The organism is Paraburkholderia fungorum, assembly GCF_046027215.1.
GTDB lineage: Bacteria > Pseudomonadota > Gammaproteobacteria > Burkholderiales > Burkholderiaceae > Paraburkholderia > Paraburkholderia fungorum_D.
Genome location: NZ_JAQQEN010000001.1, coordinates 3,404,372 through 3,420,243 on the forward strand (window position 1 = coordinate 3,404,372; position 15,872 = coordinate 3,420,243).

Here is a 15,872-nt window from a genome sequence, read left to right on the forward strand (position 1 = left end):
GCGATGCACGCGGGGCGTTGCTGTGACGGCTGGTGGAATCGCCCGGAAGCGGCTCCTGCCAGCTTTTACCGCCTTTTACCTATGACGCATTAACTCGGATTAACCGGCGTTGACTTCGCGCAGTACCGTGCGATGCTGACGACGCAGCAGTTCTTCGTACGCGGCGACATAGTTCTGCGCCATCACCTTCGACGAGAAGCGCGATTCGAACGCCTGGCGCACCTTGGCGCGCGGCAGCGTGTGCAGGCGCTTCACCGCGGCGACCGCGCTGATTTCGTCTTCGACGACGAAACCCGACACGCCGTTTTCGATCACTTCCGGCACCGAACCACGGTTGAACGCGATCACCGGCGTACCGCACGCCATGGCCTCGATCATCACCAGACCGAAGGGCTCCGGCCAGTCGATCGGGAACACCAGTGCATTCGCGTTGCCGAGGAACTCACGCTTTTCGGCTTCGCCGATTTCGCCAATGTATTCGACGTGCGGGAGCGCCATCAGCGGCTTGATCACTTCTTCGTAATAGGCACGATCGGCCTTGTCGATCTTGGCGGCGACCTTGAGCTTCATGCCTGCCTGGCCGGCGATGCGGATCGCACGGTCGAGACCCTTCTCCGGCGAGACGCGGCCAAGGAATGCGAGGTAGCCCGGCTCGACTTCCTTGATCGGCGTGAGCACGTTTTCCGGCAGACCGTGGTAGACGGTTTGCAGCCAGTTTGCCTGTTGCAGCGGAATGCGTTGATTGTCCGAAATCGACACCACCGGCACGTCGCTGAACGTGTTGAAGATCGGCTGCAGTTCCGGCAGATCAAGACGGCCGTGCAGCGTGGTCAGGAACGGCACCGGCTGGCGGGCAAACAGCGAGAACGGGTAGTAATCGATGTGGAAATGCAGCACGTCGAATTCGTCTGCGCGACGGCGCACTTCTTCGAGCAGCAGCATGTGCGGCGCCATCACGTCGCGGATGGTCGGGTCGAGGCGCAGTGCCTGCGGCCAGAAAGCTTCGAGTTTCGCGGAGGTTTGCGAATCGCCGCTCGCAAAAAGCGTCACGTCATGGCCTTGTTCAACCAGCGCTTCGGTCAGGTAGGACACCACGCGTTCCGTACCACCGTAAAGCTTGGGAGGAACCGCCTCGTGCAGGGGAGCGATTTGAGCGATTCGCATAATGAAGAACTCCTCGTAAAAAATCAGGCAAAAGTATTGCGTTTGATAAAAGCGACTCGCTTGCTCGCCAGGGCAGTCTGGCCGGTCGTGCCGGCTCGGGCCTGATTCTTTCGAGAAATCCTGCGATGGATCGCTTGGGTAGTGGGCCCAGACCGATGTCGTCAAAGTCTGTGCATGTGCCGGTAAACGCACACCTCACACCTACGTTGACAAACTGTCAGATATTTCGCTGAGCCTACGAAGCATGCATTATCAGTGCCGGAATTCACGCTGCACCACAACATTTCAAAGTCTTTACGTTGTTACAAAGGCGAAACACTTTGCAAACCCTTGTTTTATAAGACAGTTCTACAGTAGCAACTGGCTTTGCAACGCAAACCCGAACGCGGTGTCTGTAAGCTCCTGCGCCAACTTTGCCGGCAAGCGTTGAAGAAACGCCCTGCCACGGCTGTATGCAATTTGTAATTATATCCCGAAATATTCCGTGCCTGCATGAACCGCCGGCCCCTGCTCGGGTCGAGCAACTGTAGGTCGCGGACGTCTACCGCGAAATCAATCGCGTCACGGCCCGGATACACAGGGCGCAATCGCTTTTGCATGTTTACAATGCGAAGCATCGGCTTCGCGGCAAACGCTTTTTGCCGTGGCCCGTGCTTTGCAACGCACAACCCGAAACATACGACCTCACGATCAATTGGAACATTTAACCATCGCCCAGCGTAATGCCCAGAACGCAAAGCTTGCGAGCTATGCGCACAGGCCGCTTGCGTTTCTTTTCCGCTTTATCCGCCGCCATCCGCTCGCGCACGCGATCGTTCTGTGCAGCGTGTTTGCGGCCGTGGGCTGTGCGCTCGCTTCGCAATACGCGATCAAGCACCTGATCGACGTCCTTGGCGAAGGCCGGCATCACCCTGGTCCGCTGTGGGGGGCATTCGCCATCCTGGTCGGCCTGATCGCCGCGGACAACCTGCTGTGGCGGGTCGGCGGCTGGGTCGCCGCGCATACGTTCGTCGCCGTGACCGGCGACTTGCGGCGCGACCTGTTCCAGTATCTGAGCGGCCATTCGCCCACCTACTACTCCGAGAAACAGCCGGGCATGCTCGCAAGCCGTATCACGGCAACCTCGAACGCGGTCTACACCGCCGAGAACACGACCGCCTGGAACGTGCTGCCGCCGTGCATCGCGGTGCTCGGCGCGATCGTCATGATCACCGCCGTGAATCCGCTGATGGCGGGCGGCCTGATGCTTTGCTCGGCCATTCTTTCGGTCGTGCTTTATAAACTGGCCGGCCGCGGCTCGGCGCGGCACCACCATTTCGCGACCAAAGCAGCGTCGGTAGACGGCGAGCTGGTCGACGTGATCAGCAACATGGGCCTCGTGCGCGCCTTCGGCATGACGTTCCGCGAACAGCAGCGCTTCGGCGCCACGGTCAAAGCGGAAATGGAGGCGCGTCAGCAGAGCCTGCTGTATCTGGAAAAGCTGCGTCTGCTGCACGCGGTCATCACCGCACTGTTGTCCGCGGGTTTGCTCGGCTGGGCGCTATGGCTGTGGGATCAGGGCAAGGCAACTTCCGGCGACATCGTGCTGGTCAGCTCGCTCGGGTTCACGATTTTGCACGGCACGCGCGATCTGGCTGTGGCGCTTGTCGATGTCACGCAGCATGTTGCGCGGCTCGCGGAAGCGGTACGCACGCTGCTCGAGCCGCACGGCATGCCGGACCGCGGCGACGCGACCGAACTGGTGCCGCAGGGCGGCCGGGTCGATTTCGAAAGCGTGACCTTCGCGTATCCGCGCCGCCGGGCGATTCTCGATCATTTCGACCTGCATATCGAGCCGGGTCAGCGGGTCGGCCTGATCGGCAAATCGGGCGCGGGCAAGTCCACTGTGCTGGCGTTGCTGCAGCGTTTCTATGAGACCCAGGGCGGCGCCATCAGGATCGATGGCCAGGATATCGCCGCGATCACCCAGGACAGCCTGCGTCATGCGATCGCGCTGGTGCCACAGGATATTTCGCTGTTCCATCGCACAGTCTACGAGAACATCGCATACGGCCGCCCTGAAGCGAGCCGCGACGAAGTCATCGCCGCCGCGCGGGAAGCCCGCTGCACGGATTTCATCGAAGCGATGCCGGAAGGATTCGATACGATCGTCGGCGACCGTGGGGTCAAGCTGTCAGGCGGCCAACGCCAACGGATCGCGATTGCACGGGCAATTCTCAAGAACGCGCCGATCCTGCTACTCGACGAAGCCACCTCGGCGCTCGACAGCGCGTCGGAAGAAGCGATCCAGAAGGCGCTCGACCGGCTGATGGTCGGTCGCACGGTGATCGCCATTGCGCACCGGCTGTCGACGCTGAACAACTTCGACCGGATCATCGTAATGAGCGCCGGCAAGGTCATCGACGACGGCAGCCCCGAAGAATTGCGCTCGCGTCCCGGCCTCTACCGCGACCTGTTGTCGAAGCAATACGGCAAAGGCACGACGCTGCATGTCGGTGGCAAGAAGGTCGACGAGCAGCACGTGGTCTGATTCCCTGACTCGCGCAGCATCTGCAGGCATCAACAAATAAGCCACTTTCGAGCGGCTTATCTGTTTTACGAAGACCCCGCTGACACCGCTATCCGGCCTGCGTATCGCGCACCGCTTTCCTGATCGAGCCGGCCCGCACCTTCACGCTTCTGGTGCTCTTCGCACTGGCTACGCCCTGCAGATCGCGCATGAAGTTATCGCGCCACACCGACACATTGTTCTCGCGCAACTGCACCATCATGTCGCGATAACGCGCCTGCCGTTCTGCAAGCGGCATCCCGAGCGCCTGCGCCAGCGCCTCGGCCATCCCGTCGATATCGACCGGATTCACGATCAGCGCGCCGTCCAGTTCCTGTGCCGCGCCCGCAAAGCGGGACAGCACGAGCACGCCCGGGTTCTCCGGATCCTGCGCCGAGACGTATTCCTTGGCCACGAGGTTCATGCCGTCGCGCAACGGCGTCACATAGCCCACGTGCGCGGTACGGAACAGCGCGGCCAACACCGAGCGCTCGTACTGTTTGTGGATGTAGAGAATCGGCGTCCAGTCGAGTTCGGCAAAGCGCCCGTTGATGCGCCCCGACTCCCCTTCGAGCTGCAAGCGGATGTCCTGATAGGCGTGCATGTCGGCGCGCGTCGGCGGCGCGATCTGCAGGAACGAGACCTTGTTGCGCTGTGCTGTCGCATGTTCAAGCAGCCGTTCGAATGCGCGAAAACGCTCGACCAGCCCCTTCGAATAGTCAAGGCGGTCCACGCTCATGATCAGCTTGCGCGAGTGCAGCGTTGCCTTCATCGTGCGCACCGGCTTGCCCCGCTCGCCCGCCTTCGCCAGTTCGGCGATTTCGTCCGGATAGACGCCGATCGGATAGGCCGCCGCGCGCAGCGTGCGGCCGAATGCGTGCAGCGTCAGCGGACCGCTTGTCGAGACGTCGACCGTGCCGTTTGCCTCGTTGACGATGTAGTCGCAGAACGCGCGCAGGTCCGGCGCGGTCTGGAAACCAAGCAGATCAAACGAACACATCGCTTCGACCAGTTCGCGATGGGGCGGCACCGCGAGCAACACCTGCGAGGCCGGAAACGGAATATGCAGAAAGAAGCCGATGCGGTTTTTCACGCCGGCCGCGCGCAAAGCCTGCGCGAATGGGATCAGGTGATAGTCGTGGACCCAGATCACGTCGTCGTCGCGCAGCAATGGCACGAGCTGTTGCGCCAACCACGCATTCACGCGGCAGTAGCCTTCGAAGTCGTGCCGATCGTAGTGCAGCAGATCGGCGCGGTAATGAAACGCCGGCCACAGCGTGGCATTCGAAAAGCCACGGTAGTACTGATCGTAGTCGCGCCGCATCAGCGCGATGGTCGCGAACGTCACCGGTCCGCGCTCTTCGACCTTGATCTGCGGCTGGCCGGAGGTGAGCACGTCGCCGCTCCAGCCGAACCACATGCCGCCGGTTTCCTTGAGCGCGTCGTACACGCCGACTGCCAGACCGCCCGCCGCCGGGCCGCCCTCCGAAATGGGCGCAACCCGGTTCGATACGATGATCAGTCGGCTCATGAAACGCGATTCCCGATGCGGTGCGCGATGCACCCTTTGTAGGTTAAAGGAGACGGCGTAGTCGTCATGCTCCGCGCGCCGCCGCGACGATCGATCCGAGCCATTCAAGCAGTGCCGACACCGAATCGACGCGCGTATGCGCCATGGTGTCGCCCGCGCCGACCTTGATCGACAGACCGCCGCGCTCGTTGACGACAGCAAAGCCTTTCTCGTCGGTCAGATCGTCGCCGGCAAACACGGGCAGGCGGCCCACAAACGGCGGCTCGTCGAGAAACGCGCGCATCGCACGGCCTTTATCGACGTCCTTCGGTTTGATTTCGTAAACCATCTTGCCTGGCTGCAGGACGTACGAGCCGGCGTAATCGGCGACCAGCCGCCCGGTCGCCTCGCGCGCCACCGGCTCGCGATCGGGCGCATTGCGGTAGTGCAGCGCCAGCGCCGCGCCTTTGATCTCGAGCAGCATGCCGGGATGTTCATTGACGACCTGCGCGAGCACCTGCTCCATGCGCAACAGCCGCTCGTCGTGAAAACCGATGCGTTGCGTGTCGCCATTCGCATCCCGCCGCTCGGCGCCATGCAGACCCGCGATCGGCAGATCGGGCATGCCGAGGAAACTGTCGATACTGTCGATGCCGCGGCCCGACACGATCGCGACCGCGCCGTTCGTCAGACGCCGCAACTCGGTCAGCAACTCAATGACCCGTGGTTGCACCAGCACGCCGTCGGGCGTGGGCGCGAGTTCGACGAGCGTGCCGTCGAAGTCGAAGAAAAATGCCGTCTCGCTCGGAGACAGAACAGCCGGAAGTGCTTGCATCGGTTAATTTTGCCTTTCAGCCTTCTGCGGCCGGAAAAGTGTGCGCATCTTACCGCGCATCCATCAATTTTTCGAGAAAGTAAGCCGGGACACAAGCCAGGCCTGCCGTTACGGGCAGATGCCGCTCAGAATGACCTTCAAAAAACGAACATTCCGGCTGCAGCCAGCTTTCAGCCACCTGCGTCAAATTGCGCCGCAAACCGTGCGCCCACGGGCGCTGCGCCACGCCGTCGAACATTTTGCGATACAGTCGCTGCCACACAGAGCCATCCGTTGACGACCATATTTGCACACTATGAAGGGCCGCGCTGCTGCATGCGAGTAACGCCGCTACCGTTCGCTTGCCACGCCATGCGCCGCTCTTTAATCGAGTAATTGAACCCTGCTTTGTTCCCCACCCTCTTCCGCCAACCCCAGCAGACCCGCCTCGCTGCCATGAGCAGGACATGGGCGCGGCGCCTGCTTGGACTGACGCTCGTGGTCGGCGCGCTGGCCACGCTCGCCGGCTGCACGCACCGCGCCGAAACGTGGCAGCTGACCAACGTGACCGGCCACTTGCCGGACCTCGATTTCACGCTGACAGGCGACGATGGCCGCCCCGTCACTGGCGACTCGTATAAAGGCCGCACGTCGCTCGTCTACTTCGGCTACACGCATTGTCCGGATGTGTGCCCCGAGACCATGGGCCGTTTGATGCAGGTGATCGGCAAGCTTGGCCCGGACGCGCAAAAGGTGCGCATTCTGTTCATCACCGTCGACCCGGCGCGCGACACACCCAGGGCCTTGCGCGATTACGTCGACGCCTTCGACTCGCAACACGCCGAAGGACTGACCGGCACCGACTGGCAAATCGAGTCACTCGCGAAGCGCTACCGGGTTGCCTATCAGATGGAAAAGCGCGACCCCAACGGCAACTACGAAGTCACCCATAGCTCCGCTGTCTACGTGTTCGATCAGGAGGGCCACGCGCGCCTGCTGGCCACCGATCACGACACCCCTGATGCGATCGCACAAGATCTGCGCCGCATCATCGATGACCGTTCCTGACCTTTCCTGAGTCCATTCATGTCGATCAAGATCAAAACGTTCGCTGCATTGAGTTGCTCCCTCGCCCTTTCGTTCGGTTTCGTTTCGGCCGCACATGCCGCCGGCGCTCAGGCGATCAGCGTCAAGGACGCATGGGTCCGCTGGCTGCCGGGTGACCTGCCCGCCGCCGGCTACGCGACGCTGGTGAACGCGAGCGACAAGCCGGTCGACCTTGTCGATATTTCGAGCAACGACTACGGCGATGCGATGCTGCATCAAACCGTGTCGAATGGCTCCACGCAAAAGATGATGATGGTCGACAAGCTCACGGTGCCCGCGCATGGCCAGGTCGCGATCGCGCCGGGCGGTTACCACGTCATGCTGGAAAAGGCGAAGCACAAGGTCGCGCCTGGCGATACCGTGCATCTGACGCTCAAGTTCTCCAACGGCGAAGCACTCGAAACGCCGTTCGCCGTCAAATCGCCCGCGCAGACCAAGTAATACCCCCACGATGAACCTGCTCTACTGGCTCGATCCCTGGGAGTTTTCGCCGACCGTCGTGATCGCTTTGCTGGTGCCGGCGATCCTGTTCGTGCGCGGCGCGCGCAAGGCGAAGGTGTCGCTTGCCCGGCGTGTGTCTTTCTGGTTCGGGCTGATCGCGTTGTACGTGGCGCTGCATACCCGGCTCGATTATTTCTTCGAGCATGAGTTCTTCATGCATCGCGCGCAGCATCTGGTGTTGCATCACCTCGGCCCGTTTTTTATTGCCCTCTCCTATCCGGGCGCGGCGTTACGCGCGGGGATTCCGTTCAGTTGGCGGCAGCGCTTCGTGCAGCCTGCGCTGAACACGCCTATTGTGCGCAAGGTGCTCGACGTAGTGATGCATCCGGTCGTCGCCGTCACGCTGTTTGTCGGGCTGATTTACTTCTGGCTGATGTCGCCGATTCATTTCGTTGCGATGCTCGACTGGCGGCTTTATCGCGTGATGAACTGGAGCATGGTGATCGACGGCCTGCTGTTCTGGTGGCTCGTACTCGACCCACGGCCGGCCCCGCCGGCTCGTCTATCGCCCGGCAAGCGCGTATTGGTGGTGATCGCGGCGATTCCGCCGCAGATCATCCTCGGCGCCTTCATCTTCTTTACGCCACGCGAGCTGTATCCGATCTATTCGATCTGTGGACGCGCCTTCACGTGGTTGAGCCCGATGCGCGATCAACAGATCGGCGGGCTGTTGCTGTGGATTCCAGGTTCGATGATGAGCGTGATCGGCGCGCTCATCGCGCTGCGTCACTGGATGCGGCTGTCGGCGCGCGGGCGCTTGCGCAACGAACGCCGCGCGATAGCCAGTCAAGGCCTGGCGCAAGCGGGCTCGGTGCCGGCGAGCGGGCATCGCTAATACCGCGACGTAGCGGCAACTTTGAAGCGATAAACAGGCCCGCTGCACGGGCGCCGGCCTGGCGTGCCGAGACTGCGTTGAAATTCAGACCGAGCGCATCCACACGTGCGGGATGCCGTCCTCGTCGTGAATCTCCGAGACGGGCGCAAAGCCGAATGCACCGTAGAAGCCTTGCAGATGCGCCTGCGCATGAAGACGGATCGGCGTTCCCGGCCATTGCGCGCGGATATGCGTCAGCGCCCGTTCGAGCAATGCATTGCCCAGACCGAAACCACGAAATGGCGCTGTGGTGAGTACGCGGCCGATGCGGATATCGGTGTCCTCCGTATCCGGCAGCAGGACACGCAGATAGCCGGCCAGCGGCGCACGCGGCTCACCCGGCCCGAAGGCGAACAGGTGCCAGGCGTCGAAGTCGAGCCCATCGATATCGCCATACAGACAGTCTTGCTCGACGATGAACACCGCGCTGCGTGCGGCCAGCATGTCATAGACTTCGGTGGCGGTGAGATCAGCGAAGGACTTCCAGCGCCATTCGAGCTGTGCCAGCCGGGCGGCGGCGGTTTGCTGCGGTTCAGTCATGACTAAAGTTTCAAAGGGGATGCGTACGTGGACGCCGGGCGGTGATCGGAGTCATGCCGTGCAGCGTGGCGCCGAGCCACGCTACGTCGAGATTGCCTGAATCTGCGCCGATAACCTGGGCGCGCAGGGCGTCATTTTACCCGCCATACACTGCAGAGGACGCTCACCCGCGCTGCGCTGTGCGGGCCTTTGACGCCTGTTTGTGGCTGTACATCGCAGCGTCGGCCGCGGCCAGCAATTCAGCGACCGACGCGTGCCGCGCGGGATCGTATTGAATCTGCCCGACGCTGTAGCGGATCTGATAGCCACGTTGCGCGTCGGCGTTGCGTGCCGCCAGCAAGTTCGTCAGCCGTTGCGTCCGGGTCAGACGATCGAAACGCTTTTCGGGGGAAGTATCGAGAATATGCAGTGCACGCAATGTGTCGAGACAGGCGCTTTCATTGCTGGGCGTCGGTGGGACAAGCATGTCGTGTTCCGTTCGGCCTTCGTGGATGACCGAAGTGATGGGCGCATAGTGCATAGCGCATTCTTCCATTCCAGTCGGATTGAAGCGCTTTGCCGAAGTTCCCCCTCCATTCGCCCTCAAGGTCCCCGCACTCACTGCGTTTTCGTAGGATAGGGCGGGACGGCCCGCCCGCGGATCAACCCGTTATGCGCCCTGGAAGACCGGCTCGACGGGCTGCGCGAGACACTCGATCAGGTTGCCCGGTCCGCATAGATGCAGCGCGCCGACCACCACCAAAGTCCGCTCCGGCCGTCCGCGCATCGCGTTCACACGCGCCGCCCACGCGCGATTGCGCGCATCGAGAATCGCGTGGCGGATGCCGGGCAGATCGAACATCGGCGATTCCGTGGCGATCTGGTGCACGGCTGGCAGATCGCCGTGCAGCCACGCTTCATGCATGCGCTCGAGCGTGCGCTGAGGCTCCTTGAGATCGGCCATCAGCAAACCCAACGCGGCGCCGACCGTTTCCAGCGAAATCGTTTCGAGCGATGCGACGACTTCCTGTGCGGTCTCGAGATACTGATACGGTTTGGCTTGCGCGATCGCGGAGCGTAGCATGCGCGGTTCGACGCCTTCGACGACCTGCTGGAACAGCGTCGGCGCGACGATCAGCGCGGCCCACGGACGCAGTCCGGCGAGTGGCGCCAACAGGCCGTCGGCGGGCCACGCTGCCTGGAGTTGACTCCATGCGTCGGCGGATAACAAGGGCTGCAACTGGTCCGCGCCGTCGTGCGGCCCGGCTTTCAGAAAAGGCAGGATTGCCGGCGGATCGGATTCGAACACCAATGCTTCGGCCCAGTCATACGCTTCGGCAATCCATGGCGGTGTCCGGCGACTCGTCGCGGGAAACAGATGCATCGAGCCCAGCAGACGAATGGCGGTGCCAGTGAGTTGTAGGTACATGCAGCCTCGGTGTGAACAGGCATCCGGATCGGACGATGCGACGCGAATCATGAATTGTGCACCACGTCCGGCACGATTACGGTCACGGTCACACATAGGATCAGTCATGCTCGCGGCCTGACTATCAAGAGTAGCGCGGTCGGCGGATCGATGAAGAACAGCACGGTCCGGTAGATTCGCGTGAGCGGCGCATCGCCGCCGTAGCCTCACCAGAGAACGTGAGCCAGCGCCACTTGCAGATGCGCCCGGATGGCGCCGGCGAGGCATAGCAGGTACATCATGCGCAGATAGAAGGCCCGGTGTTCAAGAAGTTGAATGGACATGCCGGGCAAGTGCGGAAATCACGACCCAATCAGTTGCCGCTTCTTTTAAACGACTCCAGTTCGCTCGTATAGCGTTCATTTCGCACGCCATTACTGCCGTAATACTCTTCGACTGACTTCACCCAGCGGCCAATCTCGGGCACATACCAGAACGCTTTATAGGTACGGCCGGTAACCTGAACCGGGCCCGTTTTCTGTGCGTGGGTAATCATGGCCGTGTCGCCCTGCTGGGTCTGCACCGCTTGAGTGACGGTTTGCGTCGGTTCGAGTTCAGCGACCCACGTGCCTTCCGCTTCGACTTTGATCGCCTGGAATTTCCCCGCCGGCACCTCGACGGTTTCAAACTCCGCCACCCGATATTGAGCGTTCCACTTTTCTGAGGCGAACGCTTTATTCGGATGCTGCTCCGTGTAGTCCAGGTTCCAGGTTTTGCCCGGCGATAGCGGGAAAACAAAGGGCCGGTTGACGACCACGTCCGCGCCATTCACATTGCGTGCGCGGCTCCAGTCGGCGCCCGCGATCAATTCGTTAGGCGGCTGAGTCGAACCCGCCTGCTTTGACGCGTAATAAATGTGGGCCGGTGTCGCACGCAAGACCGTCACTTCGTCGTGCGTCTGGCGCCAGATTGAAGGCGCTTTTTCAAACGTAGTCACGTAGGTCCATGTATCCCCGCTTTTAATGGCGGGCGACGGCGCCGATTGCGCCATTGCCAGCACCGGTAACCCCATGGCAAACAATACCGCAGCGATCAGGTTTCTTTTCATTGGTCTAAGCGTTGTAGTAGTAAGGGTTTTGACGCACGCCGGATGTGATTGAATCCCTTGGCAAAAGGATTTTCCAATAAGCGTAACGCGCGCCGGATACTGTACCTGATCGGCCATAAACTTCCGCGGATCAATACTTCATTCTGGGCTTTGTGAAATCAACAAAAATAAAATTGAAAGATATAAGCAAAAAAATGAAAGTGAATTAAGAGTATTTAGTAAATAAACATGCACTTCTGGCTGCACATGCAAGCGTCCTTTATCGGCAGGCGGCGGAGGCTCTTCGGAGCACTGCGGATCCAGTGCAAATACGTCGAACCTGAGCGACGCCCAAAAGAAGTACGAGAGTGTCGCCGCCTATGCGGACACGTTTGCTCCGCAAATCCGGATGCGCGACGCAGGGCGGAATGCGCAAAAAAACTATCTGGTGGCCGACGGCAAACCCGTGACCGTACCTCGCTCCGCTCCGCTGACAGCAACGTGCCGATAGCAGGCCTGACCCGATTGCTGCCTCGCCGGACGAGTTTGTTCAGGAACAGCGCTGTTGGCGTTCTCACGAACTCGATTGACGGACAGCGGCAGTACAACACACTGCTTCGCGCGAAGCTGGCGCACAAAAAAGAAAAGCCCCGACATATCGGGGCTTTTCTTTACATCAACTACTGGAGGCGCGAGCCGGAGTCGAACCGGCCTAAACGGCTTTGCAGGCCGCTGCATAACCGCTTTGCTATCGCGCCGCAAGCGGACTGGAACCTAGCTTCAGATTCGCAGGTTTGTCTGGTGGGCGATCTGGACAACCAGCCCATCAAACAAAAAGGGAAGCGTTGCTTCCCCTTGTGTATGGAGCGGGAGACGAGGCTCGAACTCGCGACCTCAACCTTGGCAAGGTTGCGCTCTACCAACTGAGCTACTCCCGCATTGCACTACTTCACAACGCCTTGCACTTTTACTAAGCCAAACAACGCGCTGCTTCAAAAACTGGAGCGGGAGACGAGGCTCGAACTCGCGACCTCAACCTTGGCAAGGTTGCGCTCTACCAACTGAGCTACTCCCGCATATTTGCTGCTTTGTTCTTGCTTTTTACCCGCTTTCTACCCACTAACTGCTGCCATTTCACTGCTACTGCCACCGACGCTTCGAACTGCGTGCATCGGAGAAACGAGATTATGGAGAAACGCCCGAAACGTGTCAACCCCTTTTGCGAATCTCTTGAACTGAACGGATTTCACTACGTTGCAGGCTCCCTCCACCCGCCATTCACTCACGCCACGCCGCCCCGCTCGCGGATCTGCGGCCACGCAAGTTTCATGTAGTAAAGCATTGACCAGATCGTCAGGACGGCTGCCAGGTAGATGAGCCACAGGCCCCACACGCGCGTATCGACCGAAACGCCGCCACCGAACGGCAACGGGCCATAGAACAGCAGCATCGGAATCGCGACCATCTGACAAACGGTCTTGAACTTGCCGAGCGAATTCACTGCGACGCTCTTCGATGCGCCGATCTGCGCCATCCACTCGCGCAGCGCCGAGATCGCGATTTCACGTCCGACAATCACCAGCGCAATCGCGGAATCGATTCGCGCGAGTTGCACCAGCACCAGCAGCGCGGCCGTCACCATCAGCTTGTCGGCGACCGGATCGAGAAACGCGCCGAACGCCGAGGTCTGATTCCATTTGCGGGCGAGGAAGCCGTCAAACCAGTCGGTAAGCGCGGCCAGAATGAAGATCGACGCGGCCGCCACGTTGCGGTGCGCGGGGCTCATCATCATGTCGGGCAGATAGAACACACCGACGACGAGCGGAATCAGGACGATCCGCAGCCAAGTCAGGAAAATCGGAAAATTAAACGGCATGGGCAGGCGCAGCGTCTGACAAGGGAGATGCAATTGTGCCGTGTCACAAGGCCTGCCACAAGCAAAGCGGCGCGCGGGGCCCGGCGCATGCGCCGCGGACGGGAGGCACCACCGCGCGCCGCCACGCGACCGGCGCCTTTGCAATCAGTGCAATTGCCGGTAGATCTGCTCGGCGAGCGCCTGCGAAATCCCCTCGACACTCGCGAGATCTTCAACGCTCGCAGCAACCACGCCACGCAGGCCGCCGAAGCGCGCGAGCAGCCGCTGACGCCGCTTCGCGCCCACGCCCTCAAGCTCTTCGAGCCGCGAGGTCTGCCGCGTTTTGGCGCGTTTCGCGCGCATGCCGGTGATGGCAAAACGGTGCGCCTCGTCGCGAATCTGCGCGACCAGCATCAGCGCCGCGCTTTCCTTGCCGAGTTCGAGCGGTGCGCGGTGGTCGGCAAAAATCAACGTCTCGAGGCCGACCTTGCGCCCCTCGCCCTTCGCGACGCCGACCAGCATCCCAGTATCGAGACCCAGTTCCGTGAACACTTGCCGCGCGATTTCGACCTGGCCCTTGCCGCCGTCGATCAATACGATAGTCGGCAGGATACCGCCCGCCGCCGCGGGCTCCGCGGCATCGGGTGTGAGCGAGGGATCGGCGGCTGCATCGGTTTGCAGTTCCGCGGCTTCGTCGGCGGCATTCGCGGCGGCCTGCGCGACCATCTTCTCGTAGCGGCGCGTGAGCACCTGACGCATCGCCGCGTAGTCGTCGCCGGGCGTAATGCCGGTGATGTTGTAGCGACGATATTCGGACGACTGCATCTTGTGATGGTGATAGACCACGCACGACGCCTGCGTCGCCTCGCCCATCGTGTGGCTGATGTCGAAGCACTCGATCCGCAGATGCGCGAGGTCGTCGCACTCCATGCCGAGCGTGTCGGTCAGCGCGCGTGTGCGGGCCTGCTGCGAGCCTTGCTCGGACAGGAGGCGCGCGAGTGCGAGCCGCGCGTTCTGCTCGGCCATCGCGAGCCAGGCGCGCCGCTGGCCTTGCGGCTGCCGCAGCACTGTCACCTTGTGGCCAGCCTGCTCGATCAGTACGTCGACCAGTTCACGCGTTGCCGGCGCGTGGCTGACTACCAGCACCGGCGGCACGCGATTGCCCAGGTAATGCTGTGCGATGAACGCCTCGAGGACTTCCGACTCGATGCCGCCCGTGGCGCGGCCTTTGCGCGGCTTGGCGGGTTCGGCGGCGTCCGCGTCAGCGTCAGCGTCTGAATCGAGCGCGGCATCCTGGTCGTCATCTTCCGGCGGCAGATCCTGCGCGATGGCGAGCGCGTCGGCAGTATCGGACGATCCGCCGGCACCGGTTTGTTGCGCCGTCGAATCGGCAGCGGTGGCCACGTCGACCAGAACAGGGTCACCGTCCTCTTCGAGCCCACCTTCGTCCGCGGTCAACGCGCTTTCCACATGTGCCGGGAAATACGCCTTGTCGCCGAGATGCCGGCCGCCGCGCACCATCGCGAGGTTCACGCACACGCGCCCGCCGAGCGCCACCACGGCGAGAATGTCGACGTCGCTATCGCTGCCGACTTCGATCGCCTGCTGATGCAGCACCGTCGAGAGCGAACTCATCTGGTTGCGCACCGCCGCCGCCTGCTCGAACTTCAGCTCGCTTGCGAACGCATGCATTTTCTGCTCGAGTTCCTTCATGACCTCGCCCTGCCGACCGAGCAGAAAACGTGACGCGTTGGCGACATCGCGCGCGTAGTCTTCTTCGCTGATGGCCGCGACGCACGGCGCGGTGCAGCGGCCGATCTGATGCAACAGGCACGGACGCGTGCGATTGTTGAACACGGAGTCTTCGCAGGTTCGCAGCTGGAATACGCGTTGCAGGATCTGGATGCTCTCGCGTACGGCCCACGCGCTCGGAAACGGCCCGAAGTACTGATTCTTGCGATCCACCGAGCCACGGTAATACGCCATGCGCGGAAACTTGTGGCCCGTCAGCTTCAGATACGGATACGACTTGTCGTCGCGAAACAGAATGTTGTAACGCGGCGCCAGCGCCTTGATCAGATTGTTTTCGAGCAGTAGCGCTTCGGCCTCGGAGCGCGTGACAGTCGTTTCGATGCGCGCAATGCGCGTCACCATCATCGCGATACGCGGCGAGAGCAGCGTCTTCGTGAAGTAGCTCGACACGCGCTTCTTGAGGTCGCGTGCCTTGCCCACGTAGAGCACCGTGCCGTGCGTATCGTAATAGCGATAGACACCGGGCAGATGCGGCAATTGGGCGAGCACTTTTTTCGGCTCGAAAGCGTCGATTGCTTCGGGTTCGGTCATGCAGAATCAGTTGGCTGGGACAGTGTCGCGAAGCGTTGGCCCGCGCGGCGCACCTCACCGATCGCTGACACGCGAAACGGCTGGCGAGTGCTTGTCGGGTAGCCCGACTTTCTTACGAAAGCCGGGCCCCCCGAGAACCGTA

General features: G+C 61.6%; 14 protein-coding genes and 3 tRNA genes. 4 read left to right on the top strand and 13 right to left on the bottom strand.

Going from position 1 to position 15,872, the window contains the following annotated elements; all coding sequences use genetic code 11:
* Nucleotides 1-99: 99 nt before the first annotated feature.
* The gene (locus PQR27_RS15100) at nt 100-1,164 is read right to left on the bottom strand and encodes a glycosyltransferase family 4 protein (RefSeq protein ID WP_408524409.1); all 1,065 of its coding nucleotides are present in this window, start codon (nt 1,162-1,164) and stop codon (nt 100-102) included.
* Between the two features lie 694 nt (nt 1,165-1,858).
* Between PQR27_RS15100 and PQR27_RS15105 the strand changes: the two genes are divergently transcribed.
* Entirely contained in the window at nt 1,859-3,694 is a 1,836-nt protein-coding gene (locus tag PQR27_RS15105) for an ABC transporter ATP-binding protein (RefSeq protein ID WP_408524410.1), read from the top strand.
* Nucleotides 3,695-3,782: 88 nt separating this feature from the next.
* Here the strand turns inward: PQR27_RS15105 and otsA are convergent, their stop codons facing one another.
* The 3 genes from otsA to PQR27_RS15120 all read right to left on the bottom strand — a co-directional run bounded on the left by otsA (nt 3,783) and on the right by PQR27_RS15120 (nt 6,295).
* Entirely contained in the window at nt 3,783-5,243 is a 1,461-nt protein-coding gene (gene otsA / locus PQR27_RS15110; protein ID WP_408524411.1) for an alpha,alpha-trehalose-phosphate synthase (UDP-forming), read from the bottom strand.
* A gap of 64 nt (nt 5,244-5,307) precedes the next feature.
* Nucleotides 5,308-6,057 carry a trehalose-phosphatase gene (gene otsB, locus PQR27_RS15115; protein WP_408524412.1) on the bottom strand — a complete coding sequence of 250 codons (750 nt, stop codon included), beginning with the start codon at nt 6,055-6,057 and terminating at the stop codon, nt 5,308-5,310.
* A gap of 49 nt (nt 6,058-6,106) precedes the next feature.
* A complete protein-coding gene (locus PQR27_RS15120) occupies nt 6,107-6,295 on the bottom strand; it encodes a hypothetical protein (protein WP_408524413.1) in 189 nt (62 codons plus the stop codon).
* Between the two features lie 197 nt (nt 6,296-6,492).
* On the opposite strand from PQR27_RS15120, the gene PQR27_RS15125 reads away from it, so the two are divergent.
* Genes PQR27_RS15125 through PQR27_RS15135 form a run of 3 tightly spaced genes read left to right on the top strand, consistent with a single transcriptional unit; the run spans nt 6,493 to nt 8,479 of the window.
* Nucleotides 6,493-7,104: an SCO family protein gene (locus PQR27_RS15125; protein WP_408524414.1), complete on the top strand. Its 612-nt coding sequence runs from the start codon at nt 6,493-6,495 to the stop codon at nt 7,102-7,104.
* Nucleotides 7,105-7,122: 18 nt separating this feature from the next.
* The gene (locus PQR27_RS15130) at nt 7,123-7,584 is read left to right on the top strand and encodes a copper chaperone PCu(A)C (protein ID WP_408524415.1); all 462 of its coding nucleotides are present in this window, start codon (nt 7,123-7,125) and stop codon (nt 7,582-7,584) included.
* 10 nt (nt 7,585-7,594) lie between these two features.
* Nucleotides 7,595-8,479: a cytochrome c oxidase assembly protein gene (locus PQR27_RS15135; RefSeq protein WP_408524416.1), complete on the top strand. Its 885-nt coding sequence runs from the start codon at nt 7,595-7,597 to the stop codon at nt 8,477-8,479.
* A gap of 84 nt (nt 8,480-8,563) precedes the next feature.
* Here the strand turns inward: PQR27_RS15135 and PQR27_RS15140 are convergent, their stop codons facing one another.
* The 9 genes from PQR27_RS15140 to uvrC all read right to left on the bottom strand — a co-directional run bounded on the left by PQR27_RS15140 (nt 8,564) and on the right by uvrC (nt 15,730).
* Nucleotides 8,564-9,058: a GNAT family N-acetyltransferase gene (locus tag PQR27_RS15140; protein WP_408524418.1), complete on the bottom strand. Its 495-nt coding sequence runs from the start codon at nt 9,056-9,058 to the stop codon at nt 8,564-8,566.
* 163 nt (nt 9,059-9,221) lie between these two features.
* A complete protein-coding gene (locus PQR27_RS15145) occupies nt 9,222-9,524 on the bottom strand; it encodes a hypothetical protein (RefSeq protein WP_408524419.1) in 303 nt (100 codons plus the stop codon).
* Between the two features lie 183 nt (nt 9,525-9,707).
* A complete protein-coding gene (locus tag PQR27_RS15150) occupies nt 9,708-10,466 on the bottom strand; it encodes a TraB/GumN family protein (protein WP_408524420.1) in 759 nt (252 codons plus the stop codon).
* A 352-nt stretch (nt 10,467-10,818) separates the two neighbouring features.
* Complete coding sequence (locus tag PQR27_RS15155) at nt 10,819-11,670, bottom strand: hypothetical protein (protein ID WP_408524421.1); 852 nt, start codon at nt 11,668-11,670, stop codon at nt 10,819-10,821.
* 546 nt (nt 11,671-12,216) lie between these two features.
* Nucleotides 12,217-12,290: transfer RNA gene (locus PQR27_RS15160), tRNA-Cys, on the bottom strand.
* A gap of 104 nt (nt 12,291-12,394) precedes the next feature.
* Nucleotides 12,395-12,470: transfer RNA gene (locus PQR27_RS15165), tRNA-Gly, on the bottom strand.
* 62 nt (nt 12,471-12,532) lie between these two features.
* Nucleotides 12,533-12,608 (bottom strand) — tRNA-Gly (locus tag PQR27_RS15170).
* A gap of 206 nt (nt 12,609-12,814) precedes the next feature.
* Entirely contained in the window at nt 12,815-13,408 is a 594-nt protein-coding gene (gene pgsA / locus PQR27_RS15175; RefSeq protein WP_408524422.1) for a CDP-diacylglycerol--glycerol-3-phosphate 3-phosphatidyltransferase, read from the bottom strand.
* A 144-nt stretch (nt 13,409-13,552) separates the two neighbouring features.
* Entirely contained in the window at nt 13,553-15,730 is a 2,178-nt protein-coding gene (uvrC, locus tag PQR27_RS15180; RefSeq protein ID WP_408524423.1) for an excinuclease ABC subunit UvrC, read from the bottom strand.
* Between the last annotated feature and the right edge of the window lie 142 nt (nt 15,731-15,872).